The sequence below is a fragment of the Bacillus sp. PSXD-155 genome, assembly GCF_049310765.1.
Lineage (GTDB): Bacteria > Bacillota > Bacilli > Bacillales > Bacillaceae_G > Bacillus_A > Bacillus_A cereus.
The window spans coordinates 14,081-36,374 of sequence record NZ_JBMOWC010000017.1 but is presented as its reverse complement, the minus strand read 5'-3'; the positions used below and the strand labels follow the sequence as shown (position 1 = coordinate 36,374).

The window sequence follows — 22,294 nt, the reverse complement described above, 5'->3', positions numbered from 1 at the left end:
TGAAGAAATAAAAAAACGTCCGATATATTCGGACGTTTTTTTTGTCTACTAAAAATTATACTTATCAATATTATCTTTCGTAAATACAACTCGTTCTGGCAATACGATAATTCCGTTTCCTTCTGCCTCATAATCATATCCTTGAATGGAGTTTGGCTCTACTTTCACTTTTCCGATTCCTTTTACTTCAAAGCTATCCCCTACTTTTAACTTCTTTCCTTTTACAACAATCTCATTTGCTACATAAGTTGCCAACGCACCTTGCTGTTTGACATCCCATAATCCGAATTGTTGTACTGTTCCTCGTTTTACATAATCACGCATAACGTTCGGTGTAGAAAATCCAGTTACCACTACTTTTTTATCCATTTTTAAGTTTTCAGCTGCTTGCGCCATAGCTGGGAGTGCTGTTGCATCTGGACAAATAACTGCGTTAATATCTGGATACGTTTTTAATATGTTCTCCCCTACGGATAAAGATTTTTGTGCATTATTTTCACCGTACTGCGTCGTTACAATTTCCCAGTTCGGATATTTCTTTTTAATAATTTCTTTCGCTTTCGTTACCCATTGGTTTTGATCCGTTACTGTTGGACTAGAATAAAAGAACGCTACTTTCCCTTTATCTCCAATTTGCTTGGAAGTCATTTCAATTAATAAGTTAGCAAGTTGGTCTGGTGTCCCTTGACTTATATAAAAAGAACGGTCTTTGGGATTCACATCAGAATCCCACGTTAAGACAGTCATTCCTTTTTTCTTAGCACGTTGCAATGATTGCGATAAACCATCAACTGATGTAGAGGAAACCATAAGTGCATCATAATTTTGGTTAATAAAATTATTTATATACTTTACTTGCCCTGATACACTCGCTTCAGACGGCCCATCATATTTCACTTGTACGCCTAGCTTATCTCCCATCTCCTTTGCTCCTTCACCGCCCGATGTAAAGAAGCCAACTCCAGTTAATTTCGGGATAAATGCAAATTTCACATCATCCGCTTTTTTCTTATCTGCCGTTTGACTGGAACAAGCGATTAAACCTATTAAACAAATACATACAATCAATACAATCCCTAGTTTTCTCTTCATGACATTTCCCCCTTATGCCAACTCTGTCTTTTCCCCGCTAAAAATTGATGTAATTTGAAATGTCTCATAATAACTGAAAGAATAAGGATAATACCTATTACGACATTTGATTGTTCATTTGTTAAGCCTGTCATTTGTAGGCCATATTGCATAAGGCCTATAAAAATACTTGCAAGTACAGTACCGAAAATACTTCCTTTTCCCCCTGTAATAAGTGTCCCGCCTAATACGACTGCTGTAATGATTGGTAATATTGTTTCACTTCCTATATCAGCACGTGCAGAACCGAAATATGCAGTTAAGAAAACTCCCCCTAATCCACCTCCTAACCCAGAAAGTATGTAAGCAATGATTACTACTTTCTTCGTCTTAATCCCGGTGTATTTTGCTGTATTTTCATTCGCACCTGTTAATTTTACGTAGCGTCCATATATCGTTCGGTGAAACAAAATTGTGTATACAATTGTTAATGAAATAAGTAACCATAATAAATTGGGTATTCCTATAAAACTACCATTTGCTAGTTGTACATAAGTATCAGGTAAACCGCTTATCCCTTCATATCCAGAAGCACCCGCCCCTCCTGAAATGACAAGCGCAATTCCTCCGTATAAAAACATCGTTCCGAGTGTAACGACTAGTGGTTCTACATCTGTCATTTTTATAATGAGTCCATTTAAAGCTCCTGCTAAACAACTAATTATTAGGGCGATTATGACAGCAAACAAAATAGGTATTCCGTTCATCCAAAGTACACCAATCAAGATCGAAGTGAGCCCCATTATTGATCCGACCGATACATCAATTCCTCCTGTTACAATAACGAAAGTCATTGGTATCGCCGCAATTGCGATAAATAGGAAATCATTTGTACTAAAAAGGAGATTACTAATATTTAAGAAATCACTATTTATAAAACTAAAAAGGATGAATTCTATAAGAAGTAATACAATTAGAACCCCTTCCCATCTATATAAATACTTCATAGATTCATCCTCCTTTTTGCCTTCCACTTTTTCATAACACTATCTAATATGATGATGAGTAATAATAAAAAGCCTGAAATGGCATTATTCCAAAATGCTGGTATTTTTAAAAAGACGAGTGAGCTGCTTATCACTTCTAGAAACAATGCTCCTAATGCGGCTCCAAATATAGAACCTGTTCCTCCTTTTAAATGAATTCCTCCTAGTACAGCGGCTGCGATTACTTGTAATTCTAATCCTGTACCTGTTTGATTTGGGACGAACCCGATATTCATAACAAATATGCAACCAGCGAGCGCAGCGCTTATGCCTGAAATCATAAACGCATATATCTTCACTTTATTAACAGGTATACCAATAAGCCTCGCGCCATCTTCATTATCACCTACCGCATAAAAGTATCTTCCCAATGGCACTTTTCTTAAAAAGAAGTATAGTAGTAGTAAAATAATAAAAACGAACCATACAGTTATAGGTAAACCAAGAATGATGATAGATGACAGCTGCTTAAAATCGTTTGGAATATCTTCAATCCACTTCCCGCCTGTGAAGATTAACATTGCACCTCTAACAATTCCTAGCATCCCTAATGTCATAATAATGGCTGGTACCCGAAACTTTGCAACGCCAATCCCGTTTATGAAACCGATAATAGCACCAAGCATTATCGCAGCAAGAATTGACATGAATGCATTATACCCGTTCGTTAACAACATCCCGCAAACTGCCGCGCTTAATCCCATAATTGAGCCAACTGATACGTCTATATTTTTCGTAAATAAAACGAACGATTGGCCAATTGCTAGAACGACTAAAATAACGCTTGATTTCATCATTAATGATAATGAGTTAAACTGAACAAAATTAGGATTTATTATCCCGACAATAGCTATATAAATTAGTAGTAACAGTATGATAGACGTTTCGTGCACTTTATACATACGTTTCATTCCATTACACCTCCGTATGCAAGACGTGTAACTTCTTCTACACTTATTTGTTCTTTCTCCAAATGAGAAACAAATTGACCATTTCGCATGACGTATACACGGTTAGCTAATTGGACAATTTCCTCAACGTCTGAAGAAATGAATAATATGGCGTGTCCTTCCCTTTTCATTTTTTCTATCGTCTCATACACTTCAAGCCTTGCTTTCGCATCAATTCCGCGAGTCGGTTCATCAAGAATAATAATTTTCGGATTACACGCGAGATATTTCGCAAGCACGACTTTTTGCTGATTACCTCCCGATAAAGATGCGAGTTCTTCATTCATATTCTGTACAACAATTCGGAATTGTTCTATAAACAAATTAACTAAAGCGCTTTCTTTTTCTTGATTTATAAAAAAGCGATTATTTTGATATAAACTTGCTGCTGCAATATTTTCTTTAACAGAAGCAATTGAGAAAATTCCATTCCTCGCCCTATCCTCTGGCACATAAACTAGTCCTTCGTCTAGCCTTTTATGCAAAGAACACGTATCAATTGATTTTCCACCCAATAAGATAGACCCTGATTTTATAGTTTTCAATCCGAATATCGCTGCTGCTAATTCCGTTCTGCCAGATCCTATAATGCCAGCAACACCTACAACCTCACCCGCATGTACAGTGAATGATATATTTTCGAATGCGTGACCATTTATATCAACCACTTCTAATATTTTTTTCGTCTTTGCTGTCTCTTGAACTACTTCTATTTTCTCTTTCTGTTTATATCCTTTTGGCAATAGTCCCTCCATCAGCATGTCATATGTATAGTCACATACATCACCTTGGCTTACAACCATTCCATCACGTAGTATTGCTACTTTGTTGGCAATTTCAAAGATTTCTGGAAAACGATGCGTAATATAAATCATCCCAATTCCTTTTTCTTGTAAACTTTTCATCAACACAAAAAGACTCTTAATTTCGTGTGTTGTTAATGTCGATGTTGGCTCATCTAGAATAAGAATCTCAGCTTCTCTTATTAATCCTCTAACGATTTCTACTAACTGTTGTTGCGCAATCGATAATGTTCCTCCTAGTTTATTAAGGTCAATATCCCATCCTAAGCTGCTAATCAATTGCTGAATCTGTACTTTTAGTTTCTTTTTCTTTTCTTTTAACCCGATACATATATTTTCTTCAATGGTCATATGCGGAAAAATGAGCGGTTCTTGTGGTATTAAATAAATCCCTTCTTGGTGTGCTTCTTTTGGATTTACAAACTGCTGTCTCTTTCCTTTCACATACATTTCTCCACTATCATACGAATATAACCCCGTTAATATTTTCATTAATGTCGATTTCCCGGCGCCATTGCCACCAACTAAAGCGTATATATCACCATGCTCTACTTGTAAGTTCACTTCCTTTAGCACAAGTTGATTCGAAAACGCCTTACTCATTTTCTTCACTTGTAATAAGGGCACATTCTCCACATGATGTCACCTGCCTCTATCCAGAACATTTTTTGAGAAAATGATTATTTGTTCTACTTGTTTTGTAGCATTGTATATTCCTTTTTTCATATCTAGAACACTTTTTTCAATGTGCTATTAATCGTTTCAACTGGAATAAACAAAATATATGCTACATATGTTTAAGCATTGGTCAATTGTTGAAAGGGATGAAGAGTATGTCACAGCTGAACTTTGAAGAAAATTTATTAACTAAAGTAGCCTGGTACTATTATAAAGATCAATTAACACAACAAGAGATTGCTTCACTTCTTCATATTTCAAGAAATAAAGTCGTCCGGTTATTAGATAAGGCACGCAGTGAAGGTATCGTTACATTTCACGTAAAAGGAACCGGTTTGCATTGCTTGAGCATTGAACGTGACTTAATGAAAAAGTTCCACTTGAAAGATGCCTTTATTATCCCTACTCCAATAGACAATTATGCTACTTCTCTCGGAAAAGCCGCTGCACAATATTTAGAGACTCATCTCCAACAAGGTGATTTACTCGGCATCGGCTGGGGTGAAACAATAAGTAAAATGCTAGAAAACATTCATTTTGAAAGTTCTATTAATCTTTCATTCGTAACGCTAACAGGCGGAGTAAACCACTATCTTCCAAGAAAACAAAACTATTTACACTACATGCAAGGTGATCTTCATATTATTCCTACTCCTTTTCTAGCATCTTCTACTGAAATGGCACAAAGTATTTTATCAGAACCAAGTGTGAAAGATATGCTTCATGTCGCTTCACTTGCACATACGGCAGTTGTCGGTATTGGCGGGTTATCTCAAGACGCTACGATTGTAAAAGAAGAAAAATTAACGCTACGTGAAATGACATATATTCGAAGTCAAAACGGGGCGGGCGATATTTTAGGACAGTTTTATAATACGAATGGTGATTTATTAGAGCTCTCGCATCATAATCGTCTAATTGGCACACCACTTACGATTCTTCGCAGCATGAAGCATGTCATTGGTGTGGCTGGAGGTACTCAAAAGATAGATGCCATATATGGGGCTTTAAAAGGGAAATTTATTCATACATTAATTACTGATGAAGAAACTGCGCTCTCCTTATTAAGAAAGGAAGGTGATTCTTAATGTCTACTTTATTAGCTTTCGATGCTGGTACAGGAAGCATTCGAGCTGTTCTTTTTGATTTACATGGCAATCAAATTGCAGTAAGTCAAAAAGAATGGGTTCATAAAACTGATCCTCGTTACCCCGGTTCTATGAATTTTGATGTAGAAGAAAACTGGCAACTTGTACAACAGTGTACGAAAGAAGTTCTGCAAAAAAGTAATATACTTCCCTCTTCTATTCAAGCTATTAGCGCTACAAGTATGCGAGAAGGTTTTGTTTTATATGATAAAAATGGGCAAGAAATATGGGCATGTGCAAATGTTGATGGCCGTGCATCCGCTGAAGTTAGTGAGCTAAAAGAAATCCGCTCACATCTTGAAGAAGATTTATACAGAAAATCTGGGCAAACTTTTTCATTAGGTGCTTTACCACGTCTACTTTGGATTAAAAAACATGAACCAGACATCTACAACAATATTCAATCCTTTTCGATGTTAAATGATTGGATTTTGTATAAATTAAGCGGCGTACTGCAAATCGACCCTTCCAACGGTTGTACGTCTGGAATCTTTGATTTACAAAATAGAAATTGGGATAACGAAGTCGCTAAAGAATGTGGTATAACGTTGCCATTTTCACCAAAAGTAAATGAAGCTGGCACTGTGATTGGTAATGTTACAAAAGAGTGTGCAGCACTAACTGGTTTACTTGAAGGGATTCCTGTCGTCGCTGGTGGCGGTGATGCTCAAATGGCATCACTCGGGACTGGAGTCGTAAAACCAAATCAAACTTTAATATGCGGCGGCAGCTTTTGGCAACAGGAAGTGAATATTACAGAGTCAACAACGGATCCAAATGCTGCAATTCGAGTAAATTGTCACGTCGTTCCGAACCTTTGGCAATATGAAACGATTGCCTTTTTCCCTGGCCTCGTTATGCGTTGGTTTCGAGACGCTTTTTGCCAAGAAGAAAAAAAGCTCGCTGAAAAACTCGGTGTAGACGCTTATGAATTATTAGAAGAACAAGCGAAAGACGTACCTGTCGGTTCATATGGTATTATCCCTACTTTTTCAAACGTTATGAACTACATTTCTTGGCGTCATGCCGCACCTTCATTCTTAAATTTAAGTTTAGACGCTGACAAATGCGGAAAAAAAGAAATGTTCCGTGCTATTGAAGAAAATGCCGCCTTCGTTACACTTGGAAACTTAAAACTAATTGAAAATCTTACTGGTACATTCCCTTCTGAAGTCATTTTTGCTGGCGGTGCCGCTAAAGGGCAACTATGGCCACAAATTCTATCAGACGTTCTCGGCATTCCTGTAAAAGTACCAGTTGTGAAAGAAGCAGCTGCTTTAGGAACTGCGATTGCTGCTGGAGTTGGCGCTGGCATATATTCATCTATGGAAGAGACTGCCGAACAATTTGTACAGTGGGAAAATACATTTGAACCAATCACTGAAAATCACGAGCTATACAAAGAATTCTATGAAACATGGAAAACCGTGTATAGCAGTCAGCTCGCTTTAGCTGATAAAGGACTTACAACACATATGTGGATTGCACCTGGTGCACTGTAACTCATTTACATAAAGGAGTGAACTGTATGTTAAAAGCGAATGAAAATGATTTCTCCTATCGCTTCGGTGATAACGGGCCGAAATATTTAATACAAGGCCCGAATATTGATCTTGGTCTTGTTGTCATTCAGCCTGGGCAAGAGTTTCAAAATCATTACCATACAACGTGTGAAGAAGTTTTTTATGCGTTAGAAGGTGAAATAGACTTCTATGTAAATAACGAAAGAGTTCCGATTAAACAAGGTGATGTCCTGCAAGTTCGCCCTCATGAATCTCACTATCTGATTAACCATTCTAACAAACCTTTTAAAGCTGTTTTTATAAAGTCACCACATTTACCAAATAAAGATACGGTACAAACGGAAAATCCAACATTAACGAAGGAGTGATTTTGAATGACTTGGGGATTTAAAAATCGATTAAATACAATTTTACCTGATGGTAGAGCGGTTATGTTAGCAATAGATCACGGCTACTTTTTAGGGCCAATTCACGGGCTAGAACAACCACTTGAAACAGTTAAAAACTTACTTCCTTATACAGACTCCCTCTTTTTAACGCGCGGTGTACTTAGCTCCTGTATTCCTGAAAACTGCAGTACACCTATGGTTATGCGTGTATCTGGCGGAGCTACTGTCGTCGGTAAAGATTTAGCGAATGAAACAATTGTTACACCTGTGAAAGAAGCAGTGAAGCAAAACGCAATTGGCGTTGGCGTTTCTGTTTTTGTCGGATCAGACTATGAAACACAAACTGTTTCGAATCTCGCAAATGTAGTCTCTGAGGCTCACGATTACGGCCTACCAGTACTCGGCATTACCGCAGTCGCAAAAGAATTACAAAAACGTGAAGCTCGCTTTCTAGCACTTGCTTCCCGCGTATGTGTTGAAATGGGTGCTGATATTATTAAAACGTATTACTGCGAAGGATTCGAAAAAATAACGAGCACATGCCCTGCCCCAGTCGTCATCGCGGGTGGCCCAAAACTAGATTCAATTGAAGACGCATTAAACATTACGTACAATGCGCTGCAAGAAGGTGCAATTGGAGTAGATATGGGCCGTAACATATGGCAATCCGAGCACCCAGCTGCGATGATCCAAGCGATACATGGCATTGTGAAAAATGGATTGAATGTGAAAGAGGCACTTGAACTTTATGATGATGTGAAGAATTAATGTAAAAAGACAGACTATTTATTAGTCTGTCTTTTTTACTTTACAGTGAAGCTTGCTTAATCCATCTTCTAATATGATACATACTTAGATTCTATACACCTTCAAATGATTACTCTTGATGATTACTATTAAGCTTTGAAACTTTCTTACCTTCTCTATAATCAAGACAAGACACTTCAATTAATAAGCCATTAAATACTGTAAAATAAAAACCATAACTACTACCTCGCATCGAATAAGGTTCCTTATCTATTTCAATGCCGCCTGCTACTAAACGATTATACGCTTGATCCACTTCATTTGTAGTTACCACTAAAAAACCAATATGAAAAGCTTCCGGATACGTAACTTCCTTATTCCCTTTAAATGCTTTTGGATCACTTAGCACAAGTATAAATCCACTCTCATCACTCATAACTACAAGTGCTTTCCCTTTTTGTTCCAAAAATTGAAAATCAAAAAATGTTTCAAAGAAATGTCTCGCTTCTGATAAATCATCAACACATAAATTTAAATGATTCAGCTTCATGTACTCATCTCCTTTTAAACAGAAGGGATATAGACTCATTTTCATAACCCTTAAATATGTAAGGCAAGATATTCAAGCGTTCCATCTAAGACTATGCTTTATAAGTCTAATATTTTTTTCTATATCCTAGAACATTTTTTTAATGAATGAAAGATTTCCTATCATTTACATCCCCCCAGTAATAAAAAAGAGGATACATGTTTGCTTCTACAACATGTATCCTCTGCTTGTATATTACGACTGTTGATAAGCCGATTTCGATGATTTCACATAATAAACCGCATGATCCACATTAATAATATGATCTGGTTTTGGTTTACCACGGCCCGCTCTATGTCCAGCTAAGTGTTCTTCACTTGTTTCCCAGTTTTTCCATGCTTCTTCAGATTCCCAGCGAATCATTACGACAACTTCTTCGTCGCCGCGTCTTACTTTTTTCACGAGAACACTTAAATCGATGAAGCCTTCAAATTTTTCAATAATACCTTCTCCAGTGAAACGTTCTACAACTATATTTGATGTACCTTCTTTTACTGTAAATGTTTTCGTTTCGATAAACATATATCCCACTCCCTCTTTGTTATACGAATACTAGTATTCTCCTATTATAATTGATTATGATAATTATTTTCAATTGTAAAATTTTAATTTTTTAAATTATGCTGATTTCTTTTCTATCGCCTCATCTAAAAATTTGAAATATGGAAGTAACATCCCTATTAAAGATGTAACACATATAATTGCACCGATGATTACATATAGCGCTCTTACTCCCCACATTTCACTCAATATTCCTCCTACTAACACACCTAATGGCATAGCGGATCGTATAAAAAATAAACGCACTGAAAATACTTGTCCTATCATATTATTTGGGACGGTTTGTTGGCATATTGTCGTGTTATGAACATTGAAAAATGCAATACAAACACCTGCAACTATTTCAATTATTACCGCTATTACAATACTGTGGTTAAAACCTAGTGAAATGTATGTGAGTCCCCCTATAAACAATCCTCCGAGCATAAGTATACGCCGGCTTTTATATGTTACTTTTCCGACTAGTATAGATCCAACTACATAGCCAAGTGGGAATCCGGCCATAAAATAACCATATTCTACATATCCCGCTGATAGCTCGTCTTTTATATAAGGAAGATTTGTAACCATCGTTACCCCAACTCCAAATTGCACGAAAGTAAGAAATATACCGAGCCAAACGATGATTGGTTTTGTGAAAAAATATGTAAAACCGTGAAGAAACTGTTCTAGCCACGTTTTCCGAATAGGTTGCGACGTTCTATTTTCTTTTATATAAAATAAGAAAGCACCACTAACAAATAAACATATGCATACGAAAGATAATGTAAGTTCTGTTCCAATGAAATGAATGACTACTCCGCCTAATACTGGCGCAAGAAACATCATAAGGCGAGTCATTCCATCAATGTACGCATTTGCATCTTGAAGTTGTTCTTTCCCTACAACGCTCGGTGTAATTGCTTGACTTGCAGGTGTATAAAGTGGTGTAATAAGTCCCACTACAATTTGAACAACATAAATGTGCCAAACTTCTATACTACCCGAAACTAGCATCACCAAGGGTAATAAAAATACGGACGCTCGTATCCATTGTGAAAATATCATAATCCACTTCCGGCTCCATTTATCAATAAATGGGCCACTTATTAATTGCAATATGAGTGATGGGATGAAATATAATAACCACATACTACTTAAAGCCATTTCTGATCCTGTTAACTCATATACTAGAATTGAATTACATAACGTTCCGAAAGCCCCTCCTAATTCAGAGATTGCACTACCAATCCACATAAAAAGGAACGAACGATTTTTCAATATATTTTTCAATTTCACACACCAACTTTTCTTTTATATTCCTCCCTTTATGTACATTCTCGTTGTTAATTATCTATTCAAAAACATATCTAATTCTTTCGCTAAAGACTGTACTGCTTTCTTTCTTAATACATATTTTCCGTCATGTATATCAACTAACTTCGCTGCACGTAACAATTTCAAATGATGGTGTACTGTCGATTTACCAAGCTGCAATCTTTCCGTTATTTCCTGTAATGTACGTTCTTTTTCAAACAACATTTTTACAATTCGCAATCTCGCCTCATCCCCAAGAGCCTTATGTTTTTGAACTAAAAAATAATTCGGTTCATACGGATCTTCGGGATGAATGCTTTCATTCGCAACTGGATAATGAAATACTTTCGTATCTTCAATATCTGCTTCAATATTCCACGGTCTGTACGTCATTTGCGGAATAAGAAGTACGTGATGAACACTTGGCTCTGGCATATAGTTCACTCCGCCAGTCGTCCATTCGACAAACTCTTCCGGCTTCATCTTTTTATTCATTTCATTTTTTGCTTCATAATCTCGTTTTAATATAGAAAGTATTTCTTCTTCCTCTTTCTTAATTACACTCTCATACCAACCTGTCATAACAGCAATTAAATGAGATTTCAGCACTTGGACATCAACATCACATATAAAACGAATATACGTAGAGAAAAACTGATGTTCTTGTGTCAGTTCCATTAGTTCATGTATTGCAGTTACGTTTCCACTTGCCGCTAAAGTTCTTTTTTCTTGGTACTTCTCTCCTAAAAACGGTAAACATATATACTTCAAACCTTCTTCTGAAAGTGAATCGATTTTAGCATGAAACTGCGATAAATCTTGAAAATCCTCTTCATACAATAACTGAAGCAATGCTTTCCACGTATTATGTTCTTCTACAAACTGTAAGTGTTCTTCCATCTCATCTGTTAATGATTGTCTAATTCCTTTCCATTCACTTTCAGTCTTTTCAAGAGTATCAATTAACCTTTTATGAGTAATTGCTGCAATGCCAAGTGCACATTCGAAAAGTATCGAATATTTCACCTGAACGTTGTATGTTTCCCTCTTTTTACTCGCTATGTGATAGACCTCCATTTTTATCCCCTCCTTGTTTGCTATGTATTAAATTCTATTTTTATTGAATTTCACCTTCTATATTTTTAGAATTTACAAAAATATAAATTAAACCACATTCATTCTAAATTAAGAAGAATAAGAGCTTTTTTATATACAAATAATAAAGCTCAAGGAGTGGTTGACATGCATTTCATATTAAATATGTTAGGGATTTTCGTTGTCATATTAATCGTTTTCTTATGTTCGCCTAATAAAAAACATATAAAATGGAGACCAATTGTAATTCTCATCCTATTGGAGCTTTTTATTACGTGGTTTATGTTAGGCACAAAGCTAGGCAGTATTATCATTAATAAAATAGCGTCATTTTTCAGTTGGCTACTGGCATGCGCGAACGAAGGTATTCGATTTGCATTTCCTTCCGCTATGGACAGTCCACACATTGATTTCTTCTTTAGTGCATTACTTCCTATCATTTTTGTTATTACTTTTTTCGATATTCTATCTTATTTCGGAATCTTAACTTGGATTATTGATAAAGTAGGTGCAGTTATTTCAAAGATTTCTCGTTTGCCAAAGTTAGAAAGTTTCTTTTCCATTCAAATGATGTTTTTAGGGAACACCGAAGCACTTGCAGTTGTTCGTGATCAATTATCTGTTTTAAAAGAAAATCGTTTGTTGACTTTTGGAATTATGAGTATGAGTAGCGTTAGCGGATCCATTCTTGGTGCTTATTTATCAATGGTTCCAGCAACATATATTTTCAGCGCAATCCCATTAAACTGTATTAACGCATTAATTTTAGCCAATGTATTAAATCCTGTGGAAGTTTCGAAAGAAGAAGACGTTGTTTACACACCTTCCAAACATGAAAAAAAGGATTTCTTTTCTACTATTTCAAACAGTATGTTAGTCGGGATGAATATGGTTATCGTTATTTTAGCCATGGTAATTGGATATGTAGCTTTAACAGCATGTTTAAATGGGATTTTAGGCTTTTTTGTAACGGGGTTAACAATTCAAAAAATCTTCTCCATTATCTTTAGTCCTTTTGCATTTTTACTCGGTTTATCAGGCAGTGATGCTATGTATGTAGCTGAATTAATGGGGATCAAAATAACGACGAATGAATTTGTTGCAATGATGGATTTAAAATCAAACTTAAAGTCGCTACAACCGCATACGGTTGCGGTTGCAACGACATTTCTAGCTTCTTTTGCTAACTTTAGTACAGTAGGTATGATTTACGGAACTTACAATTCATTATTTGGCGGAGAAAAATCATCAGTCATCGGTAAAAATGTTTGGAAGCTTCTTGTTAGCGGGATGGCTGTTTCTTTATTAAGTGCTATGCTCGTTGGGCTATTTGTATGGTAAATAATTTTTATAATAAAAGACACTCAAGCCAATTGAGTGTCTTTTATTATTATTTTCGAATTTGTCCATTTCCACGAATCACATATTTTGTAGAAGTTAATGCTGGAAGCCCCATTGGTCCTCTTACGTGTAACTTTTGTGTACTGATACCAATTTCCGCTCCGAATCCAAATTCGGATCCATCTGTAAAACGAGTCGATGCATTATGATAAAGTGCCGCGGCATCTACAGAAGTAAAAAACTTGCTGACGTTTTCCTCGTTTTCAGTAATAATTGCTTCAGAATGCATAGATCCATACGTATTTATATGATGAATCGCTTCTTCAACAGTGGAAACCACTTTCACTGCTAGTGTGAGAGATAAAAACTCAGTTTCCCAGTCTTCTTCTGTCGCAAGTAAGATAGAAGTATCAATTGCCACTGCTTTATTATCACCACGTAGCTCCACCCCTCTTTCCTTCAAGGAAGAAAACAACTCGCTACCATATTGCTCTGCCCAATTCTCATGAAGTACAATCGTCTCAATTGCATTACATACAGATGGACGCTGTGTTTTTGCGTTTATAATAATATTAAACGCCATTTGTTTATCTGCTGTTTCATCAATGAATATATGACAATTTCCCGCACCTGTTTCAAGTACTGGAACAGACGCTTCTCTCACTACTGTATCAATTAATTGTTTACCGCCTCTTGGTATAAGAACATCCAAGTACTCGTTCAATGTAAACAACTGTTTTGCACTATCTCTCGTTGTATCTTCTATGAGCTGTACACTTTCTGAAGGCAAGCTAGTTTGCTTAAGCGCCCGGTGAATAACGCTAACGATGGCTTTGTTAGAATGGATAGCAGAAGAACTACCACGTAGTATTACTGCGTTTCCTGTTTTTAAACAAATTGTAGCAGCATCAACAGTTACATTCGGTCTTGCCTCATAAATCATTCCGACAACACCAAGTGGTACGCGCATCTCCTGAATAGATAGTCCATTTGGTCGTTCCCATGCACTTACACATTCTCCAATAGGATCACGTAATTCAATTAACTGCTTAATACCCTCTGTCATATCAACAATTCGCTGTTCATTCAGCAAAAGGCGATCAAGGAGTGAATGAGAAAATCCTTTCTCCTTACCTTCTTCAATATCCCGTTTGTTTTCTTCTAAAATATAAGCTGTTTCTACTATCAGCTGATTAGCAATTGCAGCAAGTGCTTCATTTTTTTGATCTGTAGTTTTAAGCACAAGTTCTCTAGCAACCTCTTTTGCTTTTATCCCCTTTGCCAACACTTCATTCATTTTCATTTCCTCCTTTTTAAAGTGAAACCCAATGATCCCTATGGATGACTTCATAACTATGTCTCTCGCCTCTTACTTGAATATCTTGGCTTTGCATACCTTTTACATCTCTTAGTTCCTCTGCACTATATGTGCATTGTCCTTTTCCTATTACGCGCCCTTGTTGCGTTACAACCTCTACAACTTCACCCACTTGGAAAAATCCTGATACATTCGTAACACCAGCTGGAAGTAAACTCTTACCATGCTGAATGATGGCAGTAGCCGCCCCAGCATCTACTTCAATTTGTCCGCTAACAAGCGAATGCAAGGCAATCCATTGCTTGTTCATCTTCATTTCTTTTTGAGGAGCATTACCAACATACGTTCCATCACCCTTACCCTTCAAAACATCTACAAACTTTTCCTGTCCACGTCCTGTCCCGATAAATACACTCACACCAAGAGAGAGTGCTGTCTTTGCAGCATCGATTTTTGATTTCATACCACCAGTCCCAAGTTTTGAGCCAGCATCTCCTGCAAGAGAAGAAATTTCTTCCGTAACTTCAGGAAGAAAATAATATTTTTTTGCATCCGCATTTTTCTGAGGATTTTTGTCATATAACCCGTTCACATCCGTAAAGATCATAAGCATATCCGCCGAAACAAGCCCGCTTACTAAAGCTGACAGCATATCATTATCACCGAACGTCAGCTCCTCTAAAGAGATGGAATCATTTTCATTAATAATTGGAAGAGCGGAACGGTTTAATAATTCTCCTAACGTAGCGTAAGCATTACTATACTGTTCTTTTCTAGAAAAATCACTTCTCGTCAACAAAAGTTGCGCAGTAACGATGCCATATTTACGGAATTCCTCCGTGTACGCCTGCATTAACAAACTTTGTCCGACAGCTGCTGCAGCCTGTTTCCCTTTAATCGTTACAGGTCTGCTAGGATATCCTAGCGCTGAAAAACCTGCAGCGACGGCTCCAGATGTAATTAACACAACCTCGTGCCCATCTTCTTTCAACCGAGCCAATGCGGCAACGTGATCTGAAAGCTGTTCTGTAGAGATGCCTCCGTGACTATCTGCCAAGGAACTACTCCCAATCTTTACAACAACTCGTTGTTTTTTCACTTTTTTATCCCCCAAGTCTAAAATCAAAGTTTTTTATAAATTACACTTCATTCACTTTGTAACTATATCTATTCTCATCAATGCTGCACTGAAGTATTTAAGAGCAAAATAAAAATGACCGCTTCGCCCTTAATAAAATAAAAAGGACGAAACGGTCATTGTTCCGCGGTACCACCTTAATTGATATACATAGATATCCACTTGGTGCCTATAACGCAGGCGAACGCCTAAACTTTCATTTAAGACTCAGGGATAGGTTCGATATATTCTATACGAGGAATCTTTCAGCCGGTGAATTCCACTCTCTTTCGCAAGAAGACATATGTACTAATTCCCTTCAACGATTTTCAATCTAATTTTTTTATATTATGCGATATAGTTCGATTCGGTGTCAAGAGGTATTTTTAAAAATAAATAGAGCCGCAAGTTATTTGTATGAAATTATCGCCCTACTGAATGAAAATACAAAATGATATAAGTTTAACTCATATTCATAAACATAAAATCTTAAATTATAGTGTATATGTTTACATAATGTCGAATATAATTAATTTTTATCTTTTAGTGTTGCAAAAAGGAATATATTCTCTTAGAATGTTTCTTTATATTGCACAGGGATGTTATTCTTATTCTAAGAAAATAATATCAAACCGATATAATTGATTATAAAAGGAGCAAGATTGAGTTATTATGGATAAACAAATTGGATTCATCGGTTGCGGAAATATGGGAATGGCTATGATTGGCGGAATGATAAACAAAAATATAGTGTCTTCAAATCAAATTATTTGTTCAGATTTAAACACTGCTAATTTAAAAAATGCTAGTGAAAAATATGGGCTAACTACAACTACCGACAACAATGAAGTAGCTAAAAATGCTGATATTTTAATTTTATCAATCAAACCAGACCTATACGCGTCAATAATTAATGAAATAAAAGAAGTAATCAAAAACGATGCTATCATCGTTACGATCGCTGCTGGGAAAAGTATTGAAAGTACTGAAAATGCCTTTAATAAAAAAGTAAAGGTTGTAAGGGTAATGCCTAATACTCCTGCTCTTGTTGGAGAAGGAATGTCTGCATTATGCCCGAATGAAATGGTGACAGAAAAAGATTTAGAAGATGTACTAAACATTTTCAATAGTTTTGGTCAAACAGAGATCGTAAGTGAAAAATTAATGGATGTTGTCACATCCGTAAGTGGTTCTTCACCAGCTTATGTATATATGATTATAGAAGCGATGGCAGATGCTGCTGTACTAGATGGTATGCCAAGAAATCAAGCATATAAATTCGCTGCTCAAGCTGTGTTAGGCTCTGCAAAAATGGTACTAGAAACAGGAATACATCCAGGTGAATTGAAAGATATGGTTTGTTCTCCTGGCGGAACGACAATAGAAGCTGTAGCAACATTAGAGGAAAAAGGACTGAGAACAGCGATTATTTCAGCTATGCAGCGTTGTACGCAAAAGTCTGTTGAACTATCTGGTCAAACTAAAAAGTAAAACTGTAAAAGAGATCGCGTTAGCTATGAATTCATATGAATTTAATTAGAAATTCACTACATGATAAACGGCCAAACTCATATATACTTGAGTTTGGCCGTTTCAGTTTTAATTATATTAAAATAATTTCATTCGAATCTTCTTTACAGGTTCTGTTTTATCCCTTACCTATTCCCTACTATGATTGTGTAATTTTATTAGAAACTAATAATTTTTCAATGCATTTCGGTAACATATCTAATAGCGTTTCAAATGCGTAGTTTACATCTAGACGTTCTGTCCATTGATGTGCATCTTTTCCTACCGGCCCCATATTTAATACTGGAACATCAAACTCTTCTAATTCCTGAAGCGGAATTGAATAACCTTTATCCCATAATGGCATATTGTCTACAAGCGAACTCATTGAATCCAGTGGATACTGCAAGCCTACATAGCTTAAATCTGAAATCCCCCCAAAATAATTTTGGTTTTCAAATGTAATTTTATGATTGTAATGTGCATACTTTTCCATTTCTACAACTACCTCTTTTATTAAAGGATTGTTGCGTGAACTCACAGCTGGATAGTACGGCGGAGCGAAGAAAAGTACAATCATCGGTGCCTTTTCTTTACATAAAATCGCTAATTTATCTACTAAATCAATCGTTACCGCACGATCATCTTTATCTCCTCTATTTTTTATAATATTAGATTGAATATGATTTATTTTTTCTCGTCCATGTTGCTCAATTGCATATGTGATAAGCTCTTCATAAGTTAATACATTTACTTTGAGATTAGGTGGTATAAATGGATTATATTTAGAAAAACGATATGCATGTTTTTCATACGACTCTTCTATTTTCTCTGCTACTTTCGTTACTTTTTGACGTAACAATGAAACTACATCTGTCATTGATTTTTCTAATAAAAACAAATTAAATAATGTAACTGCACGATGCGGAATTTGTACAGAATAATCCTCTTTTAAGTCCCTTTGAAGTAAGTTAGTTGGCGGAGGACTCGCTTCCCCTTCTACAATATCACAAAGGTCTGTGTTTAACTCTAATTCTGCTGTTATTAATGAAGCCATATAACTCCCATTTAAGCCTGCAAAAGGTTCACCTACATGTGTCTCTTTTCCATAGCAAAGAAAACCAGGTAACACTTTACCTATAGAGCCAGTGTAAATATACTTATTTTGGTCACCAGGATGTCTTGAAAACATAGGCTCTGAGTTTAAGACCGTTTTATAATCTAAGTTATGCTCTCTAGCTAAATCTAACAGTCTTGGAACAGCGGCCCTCATCCCTACAGAATTCACTTCTTCATCTGGTACAGCCAATAAAAGAACATTCCCATCGAATCTTCCTTCACATGCTTGTTCAATCATTGCCATTTGTAATGCTAGACCGCATTTCATATCCATTGTTCCTCTACCAAACAGCCATTCCCCATGTTCTATATCTTCACGTACATGGTCTGGAAGTTCATCTTTATGAGAATAAAACATAGATGTTAACTTTTTAGGATTAAATGCATCTTCTTTCCACACTCCGTAATCTTGTACATCTACAACATCAAAGTGACTTACTAGAATTACAGTATTTTTGGTACTATCGCTTTTCTTTACTAGTGCTGTAACAAAATATCGTCCGTCCCCTGTCGGATTTTTTTGTAAATGATGCGGGTTTTCTTTGAAGTACTGTAAATCAGATAACTGTTCCACAACAAAGTCTGGCAATATTACTTCAGCTTCTGAACCGGTAATACTAGGAATTTCAACAAGACTGCTTAATAATTGAATCAATTGTTCTTTTGATTGCCACTTTGACATATAAATCCCCCTATTTTTCCGCATTATGAAAACTAATTCCAATATATGAATAAAAAAATGACGACAGCTATCAAAATTATAGTTCTGATGTACTGCCGATTTTTATTGATATTTCATGAGCCGCTTGTTTTACCTTGCTAATAAGAAAAGATAGTCGATCATCATTAATACGATGACTAATTAACCCAACACTTAATGCTCCTACTACTTTATGATTAAATCCGATAATAGGTGCAGCTACTGAAGCTGTCCCTTCTGTTTTTTCACCATAACTGACAGCATATCCTTCATTTTTTATTTGCTTTATTTGATTAAGAAGAATTTGCTTTTGTTCTGGTAATGAAGAAAGTAAATTTTCTACAATATGTTCCATTTCATTCGTTTTCATATTGGCAAGCATCGTTTTATTTGCGGCACCAATTGAAAGTGGAATTTGTTCCCCTAGATTATCGATAACTCGAATTTTTAAAGGACTATCAATTCTTTCAATGATAATAGAATGTGTTCCGTTTGGAATATTTAAATAGACACTTTCCTCCACTTCAGCAGCTAAACGTTTCATCACTTCTCTTGCAACAGATCTGTAGTCTACCTTCTCCAATTGACGTAACCCTATTTCCATCCACATTGGTCCAATTTTGTACTGTTTTGTCTCTGAAATTTGTGTAACTAACCCATGCTCCATTAAAGAGTTAAGTAATCTATGTACTGTACTAACCGGGAGATGTGTTCCATCAGCTATATCAGAAATAGCCCAATACTCTTTTTCATTTGTAGAATTCAATAATTTAATAATACTTATCGCTCGATCAATGGACTGTACCATAACTCGCCTCAACTTTACTCGTAATATGTTAGTATGCTTAATTAACTATCAATTTAGCAAACATTCGAAATGAAATCAATCTATTTATTTATTTTCTAACAATAAAAACATATCACTAACAAAGAATTGAAAACGCAAACAAAAAAATATTGACTTTTCTTTTTAATTATCTGAAAATTATAACAAGATTTCACATCACGGAATACATTCCATAATACGGAAAAACATCAAACTTTATTCTATCAACTATGAAAGTGAGGAAAACAATGGCGCAAGTAAGCAATACAAACAATGAATTAAAACGGACGATGAAAAGTAGACACTTATTCATGATTGCACTCGGTGGTGTGATTGGAACGGGGTTATTTAACGGATCTGGCTTTATTATAAGTCAAGCTGGACCTGGCGGATCCGTACTTGCCTTTATGGCCGGTGGATTATTAATGTATTTCGTTATGCTATGTCTTGGTGAACTTGCTGTAGCCATGCCTGTTTCAGGTTCTTTCCAAGAATATGCCACTAAGTTCATCAATCCTGCAACTGGCTTTACAATCGGATGGTTGTATTGGTTAAGCTGGGCGAATACGACCGGTCTTGAATTTACAACTGCCGGCATTACAATGCAGCGCTGGTTTCCTGATATTCCTGTTTGGGTTTGGTGTTTAATATTTGGCGTTACAATCTTCACTATTAACGCGTTATCTGCTCGTAGTTATGCAGAAACAGAATTTTGGTTTTCAAGTATAAAAGTATCTGCCATTATCGCTTTCATTATTCTTGGCGGCGCCGCTATGTTCGGTTTTATTGATTTAAAAGGTGACGAACCCGCTCCGCTATTATCAAATTTCGTAAATCATGGTGGTTTATTCCCAAATGGACTTGCCGCTATTCTTTTAACAATGGTTACAGTCAACTATTCCTTCCAAGGTACAGAACTTGTTGGAATCGCAGCAGGTGAAAGTGAAGATCCAGCAAAAACTTTACCTCGTTCTATTAGAAATATTATATGGCGCACGATGTTTTTCTTCGTCTTAGCAATCTTTGTTCTTGTTGCTTTAATTCCTTGGGAAGAAGCTGGATTAACAAAGAGCCCATTCGTTGCTGTTTTTGATAATATCGGTATTCCATATGCAGCTGATATTATGAACTTTGTTATTCTTACTGCTGTTCTTTCTGTTGCAAACTCAGGACTATACGCTGCTACTCGAATGCTTTGGTCTTTATCAAAAAACGAAATGGCTCCAGCCTTTTTAAAGAAATTATCATCACGTGGGATTCCTCTCAACGCTTTAATCATGACGATAGCTATTTCTGCTTTTTCTCTTTTGACAAGCGTAGTAGCTGCTGAAACTGTTTACTTGTGGCTCATTTCAATTTCCGGAGTCATTACCATTATTGTTTGGATGTCAATTTGTGTTTCTCAATTCTTTTTCCGCAAACATTATTTAGCAGACGGCGGAAAATTAGAAGACTTAAAATTTAAAACGCCACTTTATCCACTCGTACCAATTCTTGGTTTTGGATTGTATGGCATTATATTAATCAGTCTTATTTTTATCCCAGAACAACGACTTGGAATCTATTGCACTGTCCCATTTATCATCTTTTGCTACACTTACTATCACTTTAAAGTTAAGAAAAGAAATTCTACTAACACTCATAGTGAAACTAAAATTAGCGAGACTTCGTAATATTTGACGATACATAAAAGACCACACATGGCGTTTCACTTCATGTGTGGTCTTTTATCGTTCCTTCTCTCATTTCCCCCTACTATTGAAAGAATTATTTATAACACTTTAAGTTCTGGATTGCTCAGGTGAACTTTGGGTTGAAAAATGAGCATTTCTATACCTTTCCCGAAATTTCAAGTTCTGCTAATGATGTTGTAGAAAGTGTTAATGTAGTAAATACTATAATACTAACAATTACTATTCATAAGTTGATGATTCTGCTTACTATTACTGTTTTGTTTTGATATATTTAATATATATTTAAAGACAGACAGGAGTTAGATACGATGATAAAAGGTTTTGGAGGAATATTTTGGAGAACTAAGAATCTTGAAGTTATAAAAAAATGGTACAGTGAAGTGTTGAAACTTGATATAGAAGATTGGAATGGAACTGTGATTAAACCCCTGTTAGGAAATGAGACCATCTTTTCTTTCTTTACAGAGAATGACAATTATTTTCCAAAAGAACAACAAGTGATGTTAAATTTCGAAGTACATAATCTAAACGAGACTATAAAGCATCTTGAGAATATTGGTGTACCTCTTGAGAAGAAAGAAGAAATCAGTGAATTTGGACAGTTTATTTGGATTAAGGATCCTGAAGGTCGATTGATCGAACTTTGGGAGAAATAGTGGATTCTACTTATTTACTATTAAGTTAACAGCTGCGTTAATACATCAAGGTAAATAAAAAAGTCGATTCCTTTAACTCCACAGGAAATCGATTTTTTTTTGGAGTTAAACTTCTTAG

At 35.9% G+C, this 22,294-nt stretch carries 20 protein-coding genes and 1 other annotated feature; of the genes, 8 read left to right on the top strand and 12 right to left on the bottom strand.

Features of this window, described 5'->3' with window-relative positions; translation table 11 throughout:
* Positions 1-48: 48 nt before the first annotated feature.
* From lsrB to ACO6VI_RS18925, 4 genes are read right to left on the bottom strand one after another with little or no spacing between them, the layout of a single operon-like run.
* Positions 49-1,092: an autoinducer 2 ABC transporter substrate-binding protein LsrB gene (gene lsrB, locus ACO6VI_RS18940; protein ID WP_000823652.1), complete on the bottom strand. Its 1,044-nt coding sequence runs from the start codon at positions 1,090-1,092 to the stop codon at positions 49-51.
* Complete coding sequence (locus tag ACO6VI_RS18935) at positions 1,089-2,078, bottom strand: ABC transporter permease (RefSeq protein WP_000876510.1); 990 nt, start codon at positions 2,076-2,078, stop codon at positions 1,089-1,091. Before ACO6VI_RS18935 ends, lsrB begins: the two co-directional genes overlap by 4 nt.
* The gene (locus ACO6VI_RS18930; RefSeq protein WP_063547690.1) at positions 2,075-3,028 is read right to left on the bottom strand and encodes an ABC transporter permease subunit; all 954 of its coding nucleotides are present in this window, start codon (positions 3,026-3,028) and stop codon (positions 2,075-2,077) included. The genes ACO6VI_RS18935 and ACO6VI_RS18930 overlap by 4 nt, the downstream gene beginning before the upstream one ends.
* Entirely contained in the window at positions 3,025-4,506 is a 1,482-nt protein-coding gene (locus ACO6VI_RS18925; protein ID WP_161519832.1) for a sugar ABC transporter ATP-binding protein, read from the bottom strand. The genes ACO6VI_RS18930 and ACO6VI_RS18925 overlap by 4 nt, the downstream gene beginning before the upstream one ends.
* A 179-nt stretch (positions 4,507-4,685) precedes the next feature.
* Between ACO6VI_RS18925 and ACO6VI_RS18920 the strand changes: the two genes are divergently transcribed.
* Genes ACO6VI_RS18920 through lsrF form a run of 4 tightly spaced genes read left to right on the top strand, consistent with a single transcriptional unit; the run spans position 4,686 to position 8,376 of the window.
* Positions 4,686-5,636: a sugar-binding transcriptional regulator gene (locus tag ACO6VI_RS18920; protein ID WP_140155490.1), complete on the top strand. Its 951-nt coding sequence runs from the start codon at positions 4,686-4,688 to the stop codon at positions 5,634-5,636.
* Positions 5,636-7,198, top strand: a complete 1,563-nt coding sequence (lsrK, locus tag ACO6VI_RS18915; protein ID WP_063547694.1) for an autoinducer-2 kinase — start codon at positions 5,636-5,638, stop codon at positions 7,196-7,198. Before ACO6VI_RS18920 ends, lsrK begins: the two co-directional genes overlap by 1 nt.
* A gap of 26 nt (positions 7,199-7,224) precedes the next feature.
* A complete protein-coding gene (locus ACO6VI_RS18910; RefSeq protein WP_000909988.1) occupies positions 7,225-7,587 on the top strand; it encodes a cupin domain-containing protein in 363 nt (120 codons plus the stop codon).
* 6 nt (positions 7,588-7,593) lie between these two features.
* Positions 7,594-8,376 carry a 3-hydroxy-5-phosphonooxypentane-2,4-dione thiolase gene (gene lsrF / locus ACO6VI_RS18905; protein WP_000219772.1) on the top strand — a complete coding sequence of 261 codons (783 nt, stop codon included), beginning with the start codon at positions 7,594-7,596 and terminating at the stop codon, positions 8,374-8,376.
* A 109-nt stretch (positions 8,377-8,485) separates the two neighbouring features.
* Here lsrF and ACO6VI_RS18900 read toward each other — a convergent pair whose 3' ends face one another.
* From ACO6VI_RS18900 to ACO6VI_RS18885, 4 genes are all read right to left on the bottom strand, one after another.
* Entirely contained in the window at positions 8,486-8,905 is a 420-nt protein-coding gene (locus ACO6VI_RS18900) for a VOC family protein (RefSeq protein WP_063547696.1), read from the bottom strand.
* A gap of 234 nt (positions 8,906-9,139) precedes the next feature.
* A complete protein-coding gene (hmoA, locus tag ACO6VI_RS18895; RefSeq protein WP_000469498.1) occupies positions 9,140-9,466 on the bottom strand; it encodes a heme-degrading monooxygenase HmoA in 327 nt (108 codons plus the stop codon).
* Between the two features lie 96 nt (positions 9,467-9,562).
* On the bottom strand, positions 9,563-10,783 hold the full coding sequence (locus ACO6VI_RS18890) for an MFS transporter (RefSeq protein ID WP_161519831.1): 1,221 nt from the start codon (positions 10,781-10,783) through the stop codon (positions 9,563-9,565).
* Between the two features lie 51 nt (positions 10,784-10,834).
* Complete coding sequence (locus ACO6VI_RS18885) at positions 10,835-11,878, bottom strand: ArsR/SmtB family transcription factor (protein ID WP_063547698.1); 1,044 nt, start codon at positions 11,876-11,878, stop codon at positions 10,835-10,837.
* 165 nt (positions 11,879-12,043) lie between these two features.
* Here ACO6VI_RS18885 and ACO6VI_RS18880 point away from each other — a divergent pair, with 165 nt between their 5' ends.
* Positions 12,044-13,237 carry a NupC/NupG family nucleoside CNT transporter gene (locus ACO6VI_RS18880; protein WP_063547700.1) on the top strand — a complete coding sequence of 398 codons (1,194 nt, stop codon included), beginning with the start codon at positions 12,044-12,046 and terminating at the stop codon, positions 13,235-13,237.
* Between the two features lie 49 nt (positions 13,238-13,286).
* On the opposite strand, the gene ACO6VI_RS18875 is transcribed toward ACO6VI_RS18880, so the two are convergent.
* Together ACO6VI_RS18875 and proB are read right to left on the bottom strand one after the other, a co-directional pair.
* Positions 13,287-14,534, bottom strand: a complete 1,248-nt coding sequence (locus ACO6VI_RS18875) for a glutamate-5-semialdehyde dehydrogenase (protein ID WP_063547702.1) — start codon at positions 14,532-14,534, stop codon at positions 13,287-13,289.
* A 16-nt stretch (positions 14,535-14,550) separates the two neighbouring features.
* The gene (gene proB / locus ACO6VI_RS18870) at positions 14,551-15,654 is read right to left on the bottom strand and encodes a glutamate 5-kinase (protein WP_006924529.1); all 1,104 of its coding nucleotides are present in this window, start codon (positions 15,652-15,654) and stop codon (positions 14,551-14,553) included.
* A 139-nt stretch (positions 15,655-15,793) separates the two neighbouring features.
* Positions 15,794-16,004, bottom strand: a binding site (T-box leader).
* A 340-nt stretch (positions 16,005-16,344) separates the two neighbouring features.
* On the opposite strand from proB, the gene proC reads away from it, so the two are divergent.
* The gene (proC, locus tag ACO6VI_RS18865; RefSeq protein WP_000360725.1) at positions 16,345-17,163 is read left to right on the top strand and encodes a pyrroline-5-carboxylate reductase; all 819 of its coding nucleotides are present in this window, start codon (positions 16,345-16,347) and stop codon (positions 17,161-17,163) included.
* Between the two features lie 178 nt (positions 17,164-17,341).
* Here the strand turns inward: proC and ACO6VI_RS18860 are convergent, their stop codons facing one another.
* Both ACO6VI_RS18860 and ACO6VI_RS18855 read right to left on the bottom strand, forming a co-directional pair.
* A complete protein-coding gene (locus tag ACO6VI_RS18860; RefSeq protein WP_141435868.1) occupies positions 17,342-19,006 on the bottom strand; it encodes a M20/M25/M40 family metallo-hydrolase in 1,665 nt (554 codons plus the stop codon).
* Between the two features lie 52 nt (positions 19,007-19,058).
* A complete protein-coding gene (locus ACO6VI_RS18855; RefSeq protein ID WP_000250751.1) occupies positions 19,059-19,808 on the bottom strand; it encodes an IclR family transcriptional regulator in 750 nt (249 codons plus the stop codon).
* Between the two features lie 266 nt (positions 19,809-20,074).
* On the opposite strand from ACO6VI_RS18855, the gene ACO6VI_RS18850 reads away from it, so the two are divergent.
* Positions 20,075-21,499 (top strand): amino acid permease, encoded by a 1,425-nt coding sequence (locus tag ACO6VI_RS18850; protein ID WP_000079995.1) that lies wholly within the window; start codon positions 20,075-20,077, stop codon positions 21,497-21,499.
* A gap of 329 nt (positions 21,500-21,828) precedes the next feature.
* Positions 21,829-22,176 (top strand): VOC family protein, encoded by a 348-nt coding sequence (locus tag ACO6VI_RS18845; protein ID WP_422423821.1) that lies wholly within the window; start codon positions 21,829-21,831, stop codon positions 22,174-22,176.
* Positions 22,177-22,294 lie beyond the last annotated feature (118 nt).